Below are 16,409 nucleotides of genomic sequence, written 5' to 3'. Positions count from 1 at the left end.
TAGCTAGGAATGACATATGAAATAAACTAAAAATAAATAGGAATAAAAATAAAATGCAAATAACGGTACGTGAAGCGCTACGTGATGCGATGAAGGAAGAAATGTTGCGTGATGAGAAAGTTTTTGTTATGGGTGAGGAAGTCGCCGAATATCAAGGAGCGTATAAGGTAACTCAAGGGTTGCTTGAGCAGTTTGGTGCTAAAAGGGTTATTGATACGCCGATAACGGAGCATGGTTTTGCAGGTATTGCGGTAGGTGCTGCATTTGCTGGGCTTCGTCCGATTGTCGAATTTATGACCTTTAATTTTGCCATGCAAGCGATGGATCATATAGTTAACTCAGCGGCAAAAACGCATTATATGTCCGGTGGGCAAGTAAAATGTCCGATAGTATTTAGAGGTCCAAACGGAGCAGCAAGTAGGGTAGCAGCACAGCATAGCCAAAATTACACGGCTTGTTATGCGCACATTCCTGGTTTAAAAGTCGTAGCTCCTTATAGTGCTGAAGATCATAAGGGTCTTTTAATGACAGCAATTAGAGATGATAGCCCCGTTATTTTTTTAGAAAATGAAATTTTATACGGGCATCATTTTGAAATTTCTGAAATAGTTGAGCCGATTCCATTCGGTAAAGCAAAAATTTTACGAGAAGGCAATGACGCAACTATCGTAACTTTTTCGTTGCAAGTTAAGCTAGCGTTAGAAGCAGCAAATGCTTTGCAAACAGAGGGGGTTAATTGCGAAGTTATCGATCTTCGTACTATCAAACCGCTAGATACGCAGGCAATAATAGAATCAGTTAAAAAAACTAATCGTTTAGTTGTCGTAGAAGAAGGTTGGTTTTTTGGCGGAGTTGGTGCTAGTATAGCCGCTATTGTCATGAAAGAAGCATTTGATTATTTAGATGCACCTATAGAAATTGTTAGTGGCAAAGACGTTCCACTCCCTTATGCCGTTAATTTAGAAAAACTGGCATTACCTACTGAAAGAGATATAATAACTGCCGTAAAAAGAGTTTGTTATAGGTAAAATATCTATGGTTATTGATAATCAAAAAATGTTAAATGAGCTTTGTACCAAGCTATCTAACATGGATATAATAAGCATTGATACGGAGTTTTCACGTCGTAATACTTATTATGCCAAGTTAAGCATCATTCAGGTTAAAGCTGGGAAGCATAGTGCTATAATCGATGCTCTAACCAACCTTGACCTGACTGCTTTTAATCAAATACTTATAAACGATAAAATTCTTAAATTATTTCATGCTCCTCGTGAAGATTTAGAAATATTTTATCATTTATTTGGAGGTTTGCCGCATAATATTTTTGATATCCAGATTGCTGCCGATATTTGCGGTTTCGGTAAGCAACTAAGCTATGATGATCTTTGCTATAAGGTTTATAATGTGAGCATTGATAAAACTTATCAAAAAGCCAATTGGTTAAAGCGTCCTATAAAAGAAGAGATGTTAAATTATGCAATGCAAGATGTAGAATATTTAGAAGTGATTTATAAAAAATTATATAAGATAATTACCGAGAACAACTTAACAAAAAAATATAATACTCAATTGCAATCCCTATTAGATGTTAAAAACTATTTTGTCAAACCTGAGGATGCTTGGCGGAAAGTTAGATTTTATAGAGAATCAGAAGAATTTATTACTAAAATGCAAATTTTAGCTAGCTATCGTGAAGAGCAAGTAAAGCACCTAGATATCCCTCGCAAACATTTTATTTTAGACGAAGATTTAATAATGCTTTGTCAAGCATTGCCAGTTACGGAGGAGAATTTTAAAAAGCTAAAGCTAAAAAGTAGATATTTACATAAACAACAATATAGCGATCAGATAATAAATTTATGCAAGAAATTAGTTTAATACGAGTTGCTGGTTAGGTTTCCTCTATAATTCTAGTTTTAGATGTCATATTATTACTTTAATTTCTCAATTTGCTCTTCAGTCAAACCGGTAAAATCTATAATCTTTTCTATAGGTTCTTTTATAGATAGCATTTTTCTAGCTATATTTATAGCTTTACTATATTCCCCTCTGGCTTCCCCTCTGGCTTCTCCCCTAGCTTCAGCATCTTCGATTTTTTGCTGTTGCACGGCTAGGTTATCAAGATCAGTTTTTATTATTTTCTCATAGGTATTCAACTGTGCTTCTGACCAACTAGCTTGATCTATTGCTTGAAACGCTCTTTTTATAATTATATCATTGCCGATCAAGTGTTCCATCTCTGCTAAAGTAGTATGATGGGCATGTTTAAAGAAATATACCCATTTTTCTTCAAGAGTTTCTAGTTCCTCAATTGTTTTATTGAATTTTTTGAGCTCCATAAAAATAAAGTAAAAGTCTTTTAGATCATTCTCATAAGTTTTAGTATCAAGTAATCTATGTGTTGATTTCCATTCTTCCTTATCAGGAAACATAATAAAATCAGCAATAGCTAAAAATACTACGCCTTTTAACTTGGCGTATACTGCCATATTCTTATGATTTTCATCTTCTTTGATTATTTGTTTAGAATATGCTTTTGCTGCGTAAAGTTGAGCTCTTTTTTCAAAGCCTGGGTGTTTGCTGATCTGCATTTCCACGATGAATTGTACGCCATGTTTGTCTTTACATAACACATCGATAATAGATTGCTTATAAATAGCAATATCCGGGTTTTGAATAGTTTGTAAAAACTCTATTTCAGTAATTTCTTCTTTATCTTTATAACCTAAAACATCATTTAGGAAATGAATAAGTATATCTTTATTTTTTTCAGTACCGAATATTTGCAGAAAAGCAAAATTATTCTTGGGGTCTAAAAAGCGTGAAATTGGCATAATAACTAATCCAAATTATATTTAGCGTATTATAACACAAAAACTACAAAGTGCCAAATAATACAAGCATATGTTGAATGTAATAGTGTTGAGAGAAGTTAGTTTGTAGCGGTTAAAGGTTTTTTGGCTAAATTACCGAATTTGGAATATTGGCTATCATAATAAAGCTGAACATTACCGACTGGACCGTTACGATGCTTTGCTACTAAAATCTCAGCAATATTATAAACTTTATTGAGTTTATCTTGCCACTCTGCATGTTTTACATCACCAGTTGACGGTTCTTTTCTAGTTAAATAATATTCTTCGCGGTAAATAAACATTACTATGTCCGAATCCTGTTCAATTGTTCCTGATTCTCTTAGATCTGATAACATAGGTCTTTTATCTTCTCTAAGTTCTACGGCTCTCGATAATTGCGATAAAGCAATAACCGGTATATTTAGTTCCTTGGCTATCGCTTTCAAACCTTGAGTGATTTCGGAGATTTCGTTTACTCTATTTTCAGATTTGCCAACTCCCCTGATTAATTGTAAATAATCTATAAATAATATTCCAAGATTGTGCTTGCGTTTCATTTTTCTTGCACGTGTACGAATAGCAGAGATTGACAAAGCGGCGCTATCGTCAATAAAAAACGGTAATTCAGATAAAGCAGCTGCTTCTTTGCGAAGATTATTATAATTCTCCTCACTAAGATGTCCTGTTCGAAGAGCGGAAGAATTAATTTCCGTATACATTGAGAGTAAACGAGTTGTAAGTTGTTCTGAAGACATTTCCAATGAGAAAAAGCCTACAGACTGCATTTCTTCCTGCTGCCTAGTATTTTTTATTTTCATGGCTTTACAGGCATTAACGGCAAGATTTATGGCAAATGCTGTTTTACCCATTGAGGGACGACCGGCAAGAATTATAAGATCTGAATTGTGAAAACCTGATAATTTATGATCTAAGTCAATTAAGCCGGTAGATATTCCGATTACATGATCACTATTTTTCATAGCTCTGTTAATACTAGATAACGACTCAGAAATAGGCATACCTATTTTTATAAAGCTTTTTTCATTTATTCCTTCACTGGCTAAATTATAAAGCTTTGCTTCCGCTTGCTCAATTTGCTGCGGTGCATCTAAATCTAAAGAAGCATTATAGGCATTATTTACTACTTCTTCGCCGATTTGGATTAAGTTACGCCTTAATGCCAAATCATATATTATTTTACCGTAATCTAGCGGATTTATGACCATCATGGCAAGAGTTACAAGCCTAGTAAGGTACTCAGCGCCTTCCATCTCCTGAAATAAAACATCATTATTTAGCATACTACGGAGAGTTACAGGAGTGGCTATTAAACCTTTTTCAGTAATTACCTCAATTGCATTATAAATTTTTTGGTGAATAGGCTCAAAAAAATGTTCTAAACGTAAAAATTCCGATACGGAATTTAAGGAGTCATGATTAGTTAGAATTGCTCCTAGTAGCATTTGTTCAGCTTGAACGTTAGAAGGTGAAATACGAGGTATTGGTATAGAATTATCTTTATTATTATAAAGACCCAATATTTTTGATTCATCGTTGATTTTATTACGTGCCATTTTCTCTATTCAATGATGTTTTATTATTATATTTCGCTCTTTTAAAGGATACTAGTAAATTCTATATCGTCATTGCGAGGAGATTCGAAGAATCGACGCGGCAATCTAAAAAAATCACAGCTTCGTCATTACGAGCGGAGCGAAGCAATCTAATCATAAGATTGTCACGTCGCCTAGCGGCTCCTTGCAATGATGGGTAAAGTTTTAGATTGCCGTGCCGCTTACAGCGTCTCGCAATGACGCGTGAAGTATATCCACGCAACAATGCCAAAAGCCTTGCCCGCATGGATATCCTAAGCGCTTTCGTTGTCATTCCCTCGAAAAAAAGAAGGAATCTACTTAACAAAAGCTAGATAACAGCTTTCGCTGGTATGACACTAAAAAAACGATCTACGCAACAACGCCGATCAAACAACTAGATGACCCTATACGTTAATACCCACATACTCTTGCGCCATTTTAATCACTTCCGGGTAATTAACTTTACCGGTAGGGAAAATCGGTATTTCTTTAACGTTAATGATAAATTTAGGTAAATGTATCGACGAAACCATAGCTTTATTTATTATACTTATAAAACTTTCGTTAGTAATAACAGAGCTAGTAGTGAAAAGTAAAATTTGTTCCCCCTTCTTTTTATCGCTTAAATAAATAGCAGCGTTTACACTATTAGTATCTGAATCTATCTGTGCCGCTAATTCCTCTATAGCTACTAGTGAAATCATTTCGCCAGCTATTTTGGCAAAGCGTTTAACTCGTCCGATTATAGTTATATAACCTTCCGAATCGATTTTTACGATATCACCGGTATCATACCAATGATCTTCTATTTTTTCGAGGTGATCAGGTTTTATATAGCCGAGCATAATATTTGGTCCTTTAACAAGTAAGCGACCGCCTTCTTTTATTCCTTCAACCGGTTTAATAATATATTCGATTTTAGATAATAACCTTCCGACTGTTCCTTGCCTGTCGTGCATGGGGGTATTACAAGCAATAATTGGTGAGGCTTCAGTAAGGCCGTAGCCTTCAAAAATTCTAATACCGTATTTATCAAGCCATAATTGTCTTGTTTTTTCTCGAAGTTTTTCACTACCGGCAAATACATAACGTATCGAATAAAAGTCATATGGATGAGCATATTTAGCATAGCCATTTAAAAACGTATCGGTACCTATTAAGATAGTTGCGCCCACGTCGTATACTATTTCGGGTATGGCGCGATAATGTAGAGGCGAAGGATAGAAAAATGATTTTATGCCGTTAAGGGTCATGATTATAGTACCGGTGAGACCGAAGCAATGAAACATGGGAAGAGCAATAAAAGCTAAATCTTCGGGGCTAAAATGTATTTTAGCAGCTATTTGATATCTGTTAGCCTGTAAATTTTGATGAGATAATAATACTGCTTTAGGTGTTCCTTCAGTACCTGAAGTAAAAAGTATAACGGCCTTGTCTTTATAATTCGAATTCTTACAAAAGTGATTATAATAGCTTTGCGGGAAAAAAGTACCGACACACGACTTTATTTTGAGCCATAAACCTATATCGTCTTTCACGTCCTCAAGATAAATTATTTTGATGTTAGCCTCAAGAAGCTTAGTTATTATTTCCTGTAAAGCAGCTTTTTCAATAAATTTTCGAGAGCTATAAATTGTTGTAACTGAAGCCGTGTTACATGCGGAGATTATAGTACTTGCTGCACTTGTCCAGTTAATCATGGTAGGAATGCGGGAACAAAATTGTGTAGCATAAAAAGTAATTAAGGTTGTCGACATATTAGGTAGCATTATCCCGACATGCTCATTTAAATCAGTATTTTTTTTGATTAAATCGGCTAAAACAAAAGATTTAAATATTAACTGGCGATAAGTAACCGAATTATTTTCGATATCATCAGTTATTTTTTTATTAAAACCATGAAGTTTAGCCGAGTCAATGAGAGATTGAAAAAGAGTGTTTTTATAGTCAGAGCTTTCAAACATCATATCGGCCATGATATCATAGAGTGCTTGACCGATATATTTACGTCTTTCCCTATTATCTATTATGTCATGTGCAGCAAACTTTACTGGGGGTAAAATAGTAATAGTAATTTTTGGAAATATTTTCCTTTTTAATATATTTTTTAACTTAGAAAAATGCGTAAATTGTGTTCCGTCTATTCTAACTGGTAAAATTACTGCATCTGCTTTATCAGCAATCATCCCCGGACCTTCATAAACTTTCATTAAAGAACCGGTTATGCTTATTCTTCCTTCGGGAAAAATAGCTATTTTCTTATTTTTTTGCACTATTTTTATTAAGGTTTTTAGTGCCATAGCGTTAGAAGGATCAACCGGTAATGTTTTTGCCATACGCAAAAAAGGCTTAATCCACCATATTTTAGCTATCTCGGTATTAATAGCAAAAGTCAATTGTTCCGGCAAATATGTAGCAAGTAAAGGTGGATCAAGATAAGAAACATGATTAGCTATAATTACAGCTCTTTTTCCAGCATTATGGAAATTTTCTAGCCCTTTAACTTCCACTTTATACATAAAATCAAAAAATACTTGAAATATACACCTTATAAGCTTGAAAGGTATAATCTTAACTTCCGGCATTAAACGATAAATGTAAAAAGCAACGCTTATATTAAGTAAGCTTACCACTAATATGACGGATGGAATTGAGAAATTTAGGTAAAATAATAATGATAATATTATAGTAGAAGCCGCCATAAAAATTGAATTGATTAAATTATTTACGGCTATAATTCTGCTACGATGGGCGGGGCTTGTAAAATATTGTAATACTGCAAAGAGCGGTACGATATACAAACCACCGATAGCTGCAATAAAAAATAAATCTATAACAATACGCCAATTGTGTATTTTTGATAAAAATATTAAGATATTTTTTAATTGCTCAGGTTCATAGCGAATTGCACTTATTCGGCTGGCAAAAAATAAATCAATGCCAAATATACTAATTCCAAGAGCCGAAATAAAAACATACTTGGTGGTAATTTCATTTTCAAAAATCTTGCTGCACCAGAATGATCCTACCCCCACTCCAAGTGAAAAAATTGCTAAAAATAAATTAGCAACATTTGCGTCGGCACCAAAAGTTTCTTTAGCAAGTAAAGGGATTTGCGCAATTATTGCAGCACCTATAAACCAAAACCATGAAATACCAAGTATCGCTAAATATACCTGCTTTTTGGCTTTAGCATATTTTAGCATATTTAAGCTTTCATTGATGATATTAAAATTTATTTTAATATCAGGATTCGCGTTATTTGATTTGGGCGCAAAAAAACTAGTAACCAAACCTAAAATAGCTACAATAACTAATGCTAGAATAATAAAATTACTGTTTATAGTGTAATAACTGCCGATTATGGTACCGATAAAAATACTAATAAAAGTTCCAGCTTCAACAAAGCCGTTAGCTCCTAATAATTCGTCTTTATTTAAATGATCGGGTAAAACGCTATATTTTATTGGACCGAAGAATGTCGAATGAATGCCCATGAAACAAATAGATAATAACAAGAGTAACAAGCTATTATGAAGAAATCCATAAATAGCAAGGCCAATTATAGCAATTTCGCAGCTTTTAATAATTTTAACCAAATACGAGCGTTCGTATTTATCGGCAACTTGTCCTGCAATACTTGCAAATATTATAAAAGGCAATACGAAAATAGTATTGGCGACCAGCACCAATATATTACTATATTCACTTAAATGGTTGGATAAGCCATAAGTTATCAGGATAATAAGAGCGTTTTTTAATATATTATCATTAAGACAACCGCAAAATTGGACTATAAAATTTGGTAGAAAACGCTTGTCCCTAAAAAGATATAATTTATCTGATTTCATAATATTCAACTTAAAATATGCGCAGTATATTATGCAATTTATCTTGGTCTGTCAAATATAGCTTCGGTCTGTTTATACAGTTGATAACGCTTTTTCCTTTTTTTATGTATATCAATACTTATTTTGCAATACTGGCATTGCAAAATAAGTATTGATATAGTAATACTCGTAGGGCATAAGCGTTGTTGCACGGTTCGGAGATTATACTAAAATTCTCCAGCGTCATTCTCCTACTTCGTACAACTTTGCTCAGCTAATACCGAGATAGTTAAAAGTTTATGCAGACTTTTAATGAGCCTTGATGAGCCATATACTTCTTCGCTATATAAAAGAGCATCATAGCCTTACCCCACGCTCGAGCATACCATGCTTAACATTTAGGTTTACTCCAGCATTATATAAAGTTTTAGCTAAATTATCTGGTTTAGAAGTAGCTGCTTTAGTTTGCCCTTGGAGTTTTGCTTCTACTTTTGGTGATGAGTTGCTCAATTTCTGTACTGCCATAACGTGGGCGCTCGGCTCTATTACTGCTGTATCTATAACTATAGGCGCGCCCAAAATCCCATCAACTCTATTTACCTGCTTTTTTAGAAATAGCTCTGTTTTGTACTTCAGCTCCAGCTTTTGTATAGTTTATCCCATACGATTTACTATAGCCTATTCCCACAAACGGTGCTACTAATATTGAATCATTACTATAGCTTTTGTACATAGAAATTATTACCAAGTCTCTGCACCCCATATAAAGAGAACATTAAGCCGTTAATCTGCGCTTTGTCGCCAGACTTCGCATTTTATATTTCATGTCGGTCTTAGTTATTGCAACTGCGGTGCCAAGCATCGTGTCATCGCTTGGTAATATATCAAACCCAAATACGCCGCCAGTGGTTTTTGCATTATAACCAGCCACATTATTTTTCTGTTTTTGGCTTGACTGATTATAAAACGGTAAAGCCCATGCCCCATAATTCATATCAGATTCTTCACCTGCAGATGCAGTTCCTAAAGCTTTTCTTCTATCCGAGAAATCAATTCTATTAGATACTATGCTTCAACAGTAGGATTAATTCTGCCTATCTCTGTTGTAACTTTTGTTGATACCGGATTTTGATCATTTACTATATTTTTAATATTTTCTATTCTTCTTGCTACTTCTTGTTCTATAGCTTGCTCGGATATATCTGTATGCACTGCATAAATGTTATTATCTGCCGGATCAATTTCTAAATGCCATTTAGAGTAACCGTTGTTCGTTTTAACTATAGGTAGTTTATTCCCATGATCAGAAAATTCAACACTACCTCCATCTTTTTCGATAAATATATATTTTCTATTACCTAAAGCTACTGCCTAATCGATTTCAATTTGTTTAGTACGTACATTTGCATTAACGATAATTTTACTTTTAGTGACGATATGTTCGAGTTTACCGCTAGCGGCAAGAGTAGTTTTAAAGCTAGTGTTAGTCCCTAAATTTACATCCCCATCAGCAAAAATTAACTTACTATTATTTATATTACTATTAATGTGAGCTTCACCATTTAAAGTAGGGGCAAAACTTACACGGGCAGTACTTTCAGCAACCTCGATATTACTATTACCAAACTCAATTCTTGTGCCGTAAATGTTTTTAGTTAATGTAATCTTTTTATTGCTTGTAAACTCTACTATTGGTACTGCTTTAGCTTTACTGTTTATGATACAAGCAAATTTTTTGGCGCTCGTCTTGCCAATATACTAGTGTAAATCAGTACTGACTTGCCCTTAAATTTATCTTTCCTAATTCCTGTAGATAAGCACAATTCTTTAAAATGTAAATTATTAAATAAATCTCTAGATATATATCTAATATAAAATAAACCTGTAATACATTTCTTCTATTGGGAGCGGGTTTTTTGATCAAAAATACTATACAACTCAACCCTTCCTATTTATAAATATTCTTTTTCTACTTCTTAATTTTTTTTAACTTTATTTTACGTTGTAAATAATAAAAAATAATAAACAGGCTTTGTTTGGTAGACGGATTGGGATCAATTGACCGTGTATAAAAGCATTACATTTTAATAAACTAAAAATAATTTATAAATGAAAAATTTTACATTTGTTTTAAATACTGCCTTTTCAAAGTTAATAAAGTTTAATATTGACAGTGATTATAACGATCAAGGGCCATATATTAAGAACGCAACTGGTATATGGGGAAATGTTGAATATTACAGGCTTGTGTCTCAAAAAACGTTAAAGACATATCATTTTAATAATCCGAAGGTAAGTGTTCAAGCATTCAAGAATAATTTATATTTTCCTTTTTTAAAGGAGCTTAACATTGATTTAACAGATATTCATGAAGCGCTTATTGAGGCAAATTCAAGGTGTTTTTTCTTGAAAAATAAACAGGGTGAATATTTAAATGAGCTATTTTTATATAAACTACAACAAGTTGTTGAGGTAATATTTAATAAAATATCTACAGGTGTATCTTTAGTTGATTCATCACTAGAAGATATAATTGATTTACCACTAACTAATGCTTACAAAATGGAAGAGAGTGCAGCAGAGCAATTTAATAGCTTCTTTAATAACTTTGGGCTATTCCAGGTTCGCAATGTTACTCAATACATGCAAATGATTGTGAGCATGGATAACTTGGCAAAGGAGTTTGAACTTCCCCAATCAAGGATGAGGTATCAATTTTTAAAAATTACTACACCACGTAAAGAAATAAGACGCCCGGGGGGTATAATAACTGAGCAAGATAACTTAGCAATTTATTATAGAGATCAAGCATATCATATTTTTGATCCAGATTATGGTATGATTTCAGGTTTATCTTATCAAGAATTAAGGTCGATATTAATACAACTTGAGCTAACACGCAGTGTTTTTCTAATAGAAAGAATTGAGTTTTCCTCTGGTCCTCATGCAAAAAGGAAGTTAGAAAGGTTTTTGCAACCTATTACAAGAGCGCGGGATATGATTACGGAAAGCCGCAGAGTTGACGTAATAATATATGGTCATAAAATATCTAAGAGGATTTTAGATACTATGGGAGCATTTATTGTAGAGCAAGGTAGCGACAGAGAAAGGACAATTGGACAGTGGCTACTTACAAAGCCTCATAATAATACTTTAAGAGAATATGAAAAGATTTTTTTAGATGCAGGAGAATATGCAGCTACAGTAAACCTATTATTTAATGTGCAACCATCAAATTTAGCGGATATAATACAAGGAACTCAAAACTTACTATTTAAGAGAGGAGAGGGAAACGAGGAAAAGAAGAAGTACAGTATAGCGAAGAAAATTCAAGCACAAGCTACTGCGTTTATTCAAATGCGCAAAAAACAAACGACGGACTTGACTGATCTAAATCCAGATGACTTCAATATCAAGAGCCAAGCGCACAGTATTGCATCATTTAAGATATCCCAACTATCTTTATTAACAAAACAATTATCGCTCTCAATATTAGATATAAAAGATATAGCTAATTTATATTTAATGAATTCTCACAAAAGATTAAGGGTCAATCGTTTTAATAAACTTTCAAAAGCTAAATCTACATCTTTAGGTAGGTTGAGAAATGCCCCTGATATGATTTCTGCAACATTTTCAGGTGATAAAGTAAGCATGGCAGTAAATATAGGACATATGGTGTTTGGTCCTAAATTAGAAAGATTCTTAGGTAATTCCATGTCTACAAGTGCTACTGTAAAAAGAGCTGCAGCAAACTCTATTTTAAATTTTCTCAATATCAAGGATCTGCTCACCAACTCGTATCAATTACATAAATTAGGCTATAACCGCAGTGATCCACAAGTTCACGATCTGTTAGTAAGAATAGCTTTTAATATTATTGATTCTCTACCTTATATTCTTAGTACATTCGCTCCTTATATAAATCCTGCACTATATCTACAATTAATGCGATGTACGGTTATAGGAGCAACTGTATCGTTAATAGTACAAGTAATATACAACGCTAGTAAGTTAGTAGAGGAATATGCGCACAAGTATCCTCTCACTGAGGCGGAAAAGGTCCATCTCTTTTTAGACCAAGCGTTGAGTTTAGGGATGGCAGAGGTTTCATCGCATATTAAAAGGATAGTTGATACTACAATAACATCTAGATATTATTACGATGAGATGAAAACAATAGAAAAAATTTTTGGTTCATCAACAATATATGTTCGCTATGTAGAGAAAAAGCGAGCAAAAAATGATGGTCGCTCTTATTCGGACAGAGTAGTTCAAGAATATCAGAGTTTAGAGATAGTCAAGTGCGAGTACATACAACGTGACCCATGTACAGGGTTCCAACTCATATTTAATAGTATAATATCACTTGCTCGCTCAGTAAGGCCTACTCAGGAGTTTGTAGTAATAAAACCAGAAATTGCCTTAATAGATCTTACTAGAGTATCTCCAGATGCAGGACGCCGACTAAGTCGTTTTTCTATACAGCCACCAGAAAATATAACATTCTATGCTGCTCCAACATTAGATAGTACTGATAAAGGTGAATGTAGTGGTCCAAATAGTGTTTTTGGTCCACAGCAAGATACAAAGTATCATGCTTATAATATGGTAATGATAAGCGATACATCTCTTAAGACAGTTAGGCCGAAAGACATAACCATTATATATAATCTACAAAATGTTACAGTAGGAAGAATTAAAGCAGCAACAGAAACGACCAATATATTGGATAACGAGCAAAATGCAAAATATTATAAATATACCAATGTATTTTTTATATCTGAGGTTAAGACTATGCAAGAAGGGGTAATAACTAAAGCAGAAGTAAGAAATCCATGCGGGGTTTGGGCTACAACAATTCTTGAGGGGTTCAGATCTGAACATCAAGGCCCTGTAGATTTAGAAGAGCTAAGCAAGCATACTCTAGGCGCTGCATTGGTGTCCAAACTCCGTCACGACGCGCATAACACATGGGAAGTAGTAAAAGGTCTGGAAATAGAAGGGGGGGGCAATAATACTGCAAATTATTTCATGTTTTCTAGTATAAAATTTGTAGGTAAGATAGTACTCCATGAACATGCTATTAATACATTAGATTTTAATAATGTACAAGATGATATTTTACAAATTGCTATATCAGAGCATAAAATTATTATTACCCCTTATATTAATGAGAATGTGCCAAATTTACCAAGTTTCATAGATAAAGTTAATGCTATTAATTATATTATAGGAAGAGCCCATTTCACAGAAAAATTTATTTGTCAGCATTCTGATACACCAATCATAATTAATGGTCAAGGTACTAACTTAACTAATATAGACACAATTCATAATTGCCCGCATATCATGATGCACCCTGATACTTTGATTATAATTGATCAAGAGAATGTTAATTATAATATTTATTTAGACCAAATTCAATATAGAGGTAATAGTACCGTTGATAATAATATAATTAATGGTACTATAAATATTTTTTTTAAAAATCATTTGATGAATTCTCAGGAGGCTTTTGATAACCAGGTGAGTATGAGGTATTTAGAATCAGAGAATAGTTTATCTATGATTCTAACTCAACCTAGAACACAAGAACAATTTACCTTAAAGCTTAATAATTACAATGAGAGCTCAGTTTACAATATAATAAATCCACACAACGAAATTATAGACTTTATACTCCAAGAAGAAATAACAGATTTGATATATAGTAAAAGAAATACAACGTATGATGACCAAGAATGGTATATTAAGTCTCCTAGCAGCATAAAGTATAATTATCATTATCACGATGAGAATAGTATAAATTATTTAGGTTCGTGGTATCAAAATCATGAAATAACGTTCGGGCCAAGGATGGATTGTGCAAGAGGAGGGGGGAGCAATGATACGTATATCATTGCTGATTATAGTAGAGATAAAATCACTATTGACAATTGCTACATAGATGAAAATTATCCATTGCCAGCTCTTCAATATAATGCAGACCTAATAAGTATTGACACATCTAATAAAATTAGGATTGAATCATCATCAGATGATCTAGTATTAAAGTATAATCATAATAATATAACACTACCACCAAAAGCAATTACTCTTAAAAATTATTTTCGATGTATAATGATCAACGAGTATCTTACATCTGACTTAGGTATTAAGGAACAAAAAAAGATTATTATCGGAGATAAGAATGGATATTATTTTACTTTCAAAGATCCTCTAGATCCGCAGGAACTAATATATTATGGTAGCAAAGATAATTTTGGCAAAATTACATTAAATCATGATTACATTCTTAACTATGCACAATTAAACGCTAACTCTGTCGACGTGCTATACTATAAAGTTGATCACGATTTATTGATAGCTTTTAACTCTATCGTTCAAGATTATTACTCAGAAAAAGATGCGGGTAAATTAACGGTTCTAGAAGATTTCTTCCGTGTTCCAAGTGCGTGGTATAATTTTATCATATATTATACTCAAGATAATAAAGTGCTAACAGGAGAAATGTTATTAAATATTGCTACGGCCGCTATAAATGACAAGAATTTTAGGGAATCATGGGAGAGGTTAAATTATAAAGATTACCATATTAATACTACTGATACAAGACACGTAATGATTGATTGTAACGACAGATTGTTATCTGATAGTAGGACAGATATATATGGTACATACGGCAGGTTAGTATTTGACTTAGATCAAGTCACACCTAATGATCTTAAAATATCCTTTAATGAAAATCAAGATATTGTTTTATCTACTCCTAATAATTATATTACAAATATTACAATTAAAAATTGGCAAAATCAATCAATAAGTCCTTTACATACAATAGAGTTTAGGAATAATAAATACCACTCGAAATTAAGGAGTTTTTATTCATTTAATCTAGGTAAGTCTAATGATGTAAGTAAACTGAAAGAAAATTTTGCTTTCATAAAATTTTCTTATGTTCTTGATCAAGAGGACTTACTGCTACCTCTTTATTGTCAAAAGTACCTCAAGAGCATGCAAGATATTTGGGACATAATAAAAACAAATCTGAGTGCTAAAGAGAAGTATAAGAATATTAATGATAACGTTAATATTGCTGAATTAGAACAAAAGATTGGAGATCACTATTTGTGCGTAGCAAAAAAATTATTTATTCAAGAGATGCAAAAGATAAATGAGTTATATTTGATTGCTATTGCGAGGGAGAATTACGAGAGTTATGAGGCAAGTTTAAGACTTGGTAAAGATTATTATACTCCACATATTGCACCTTTAGTTGATTTTGTCAATAATAGTTTTTCAAGTTATTTAAATGATCCTATTACTATGCCAACTGATAGTGATTTAGAAAAAACTCTATGGGATTGGATAGACCCAATTTTTGGCAATATAGGTGCATTAAAGGAAAGTTTGCAGCCCCCAGCATCAAGGGTTTCTCAGCAGACTTTTGAGATAATATCAATCGAGAGTATTTATTATCTTGAAGAAGTAGCAAGTAGTGGAGCAAGGCCATCATCAATAATAAATAATGTTATTGGATGGTTTAAAAATTCAATGAATGAAATATCCACGAGTGTTTATAATAAAATTTTGAATAAATCTAGTATAGAACAAAATTATAATATTTCGGTACCTTATCAATTAGGTAATAATAAAAAAGCAGAAGGTAATAAATATAAAACTATAGATCCCTCATTATTAGACACAATATCCTCAAAATCCTTTAAAGAATTATCTACTATAGATAATTTTCAAAATCTTTACATTATTTTAGATTCTTTATCAGGTAGTACTTCTTCTCTTCTGATAAAAAAATTTTTGATTAATCCAATAAAAAATATTTTTTCTATATTTACTAACCCATCTATGGCTTCGCCTCATAAAGGTAACTATAATTATCAAAAACCTAATGATGCTCTTGATAAAATCATGCTTAACTTGATGAGAGGTCAAGAGAAATATAATGACCAAGACAATGAGCTTGTAAGCTCTCTCGTCGGTGAAATTATATAAGAATTAGGGGTATTCAACAATCATTAATCCACTACTAAAAATAAATGTTTATTAATAAAATAATATAGATTGAGTGTAATGTTTTGGTTGATAATCTCATACTAAAAATA

The 16,409-nt window shown here is 32.8% G+C and carries 10 protein-coding genes; 3 read left to right on the top strand and 7 right to left on the bottom strand.

Going from position 1 to position 16,409, the window contains the following annotated elements; all coding sequences use genetic code 11:
- The first annotated feature begins 32 nt into the window (after positions 1-32).
- Positions 33-1,028, top strand: coding sequence for a pyruvate dehydrogenase complex E1 component subunit beta (locus tag OTR29_RS04415; protein WP_422229528.1), 996 nt, complete (start codon positions 33-35; stop codon positions 1,026-1,028).
- Positions 1,029-1,035: 7 nt separating this feature from the next.
- Positions 1,036-1,881: a ribonuclease D gene (locus OTR29_RS04410; RefSeq protein WP_422229447.1), complete on the top strand. Its 846-nt coding sequence runs from the start codon at positions 1,036-1,038 to the stop codon at positions 1,879-1,881.
- A 53-nt stretch (positions 1,882-1,934) separates the two neighbouring features.
- On the opposite strand, the gene OTR29_RS04405 is transcribed toward OTR29_RS04410, so the two are convergent.
- From OTR29_RS04405 to OTR29_RS04375, 7 genes are all read right to left on the bottom strand, one after another.
- A complete protein-coding gene (locus tag OTR29_RS04405; RefSeq protein WP_422229446.1) occupies positions 1,935-2,837 on the bottom strand; it encodes an Rpn family recombination-promoting nuclease/putative transposase in 903 nt (300 codons plus the stop codon).
- A gap of 98 nt (positions 2,838-2,935) precedes the next feature.
- Positions 2,936-4,432, bottom strand: coding sequence for a replicative DNA helicase (locus OTR29_RS04400; protein WP_422229445.1), 1,497 nt, complete (start codon positions 4,430-4,432; stop codon positions 2,936-2,938).
- Between the two features lie 425 nt (positions 4,433-4,857).
- The gene (locus tag OTR29_RS04395) at positions 4,858-8,304 is read right to left on the bottom strand and encodes an acyl-[ACP]--phospholipid O-acyltransferase (protein WP_422229444.1); all 3,447 of its coding nucleotides are present in this window, start codon (positions 8,302-8,304) and stop codon (positions 4,858-4,860) included.
- 336 nt (positions 8,305-8,640) lie between these two features.
- A complete protein-coding gene (locus OTR29_RS04390; RefSeq protein WP_422229443.1) occupies positions 8,641-8,862 on the bottom strand; it encodes a hypothetical protein in 222 nt (73 codons plus the stop codon).
- A gap of 13 nt (positions 8,863-8,875) precedes the next feature.
- Positions 8,876-9,016, bottom strand: coding sequence for a hypothetical protein (locus tag OTR29_RS04385; RefSeq protein WP_422229442.1), 141 nt, complete (start codon positions 9,014-9,016; stop codon positions 8,876-8,878).
- Between the two features lie 42 nt (positions 9,017-9,058).
- Positions 9,059-9,337: an autotransporter outer membrane beta-barrel domain-containing protein gene (locus OTR29_RS04380; protein WP_422229527.1), complete on the bottom strand. Its 279-nt coding sequence runs from the start codon at positions 9,335-9,337 to the stop codon at positions 9,059-9,061.
- Between the two features lie 11 nt (positions 9,338-9,348).
- On the bottom strand, positions 9,349-9,495 hold the full coding sequence (locus OTR29_RS04375; protein ID WP_422229441.1) for a hypothetical protein: 147 nt from the start codon (positions 9,493-9,495) through the stop codon (positions 9,349-9,351).
- Between the two features lie 897 nt (positions 9,496-10,392).
- Between OTR29_RS04375 and OTR29_RS04370 the strand changes: the two genes are divergently transcribed.
- Positions 10,393-16,299, top strand: coding sequence for a hypothetical protein (locus OTR29_RS04370; RefSeq protein WP_422229440.1), 5,907 nt, complete (start codon positions 10,393-10,395; stop codon positions 16,297-16,299).
- Positions 16,300-16,409: the final 110 nt, after the last annotated feature.

This window comes from Rickettsia endosymbiont of Halotydeus destructor, from assembly GCF_049278075.1.
Taxonomy (GTDB): Bacteria; Pseudomonadota; Alphaproteobacteria; order Rickettsiales; family Rickettsiaceae; genus Rickettsia.
This window is presented reverse-complemented; position numbering and strand designations above follow the sequence as displayed.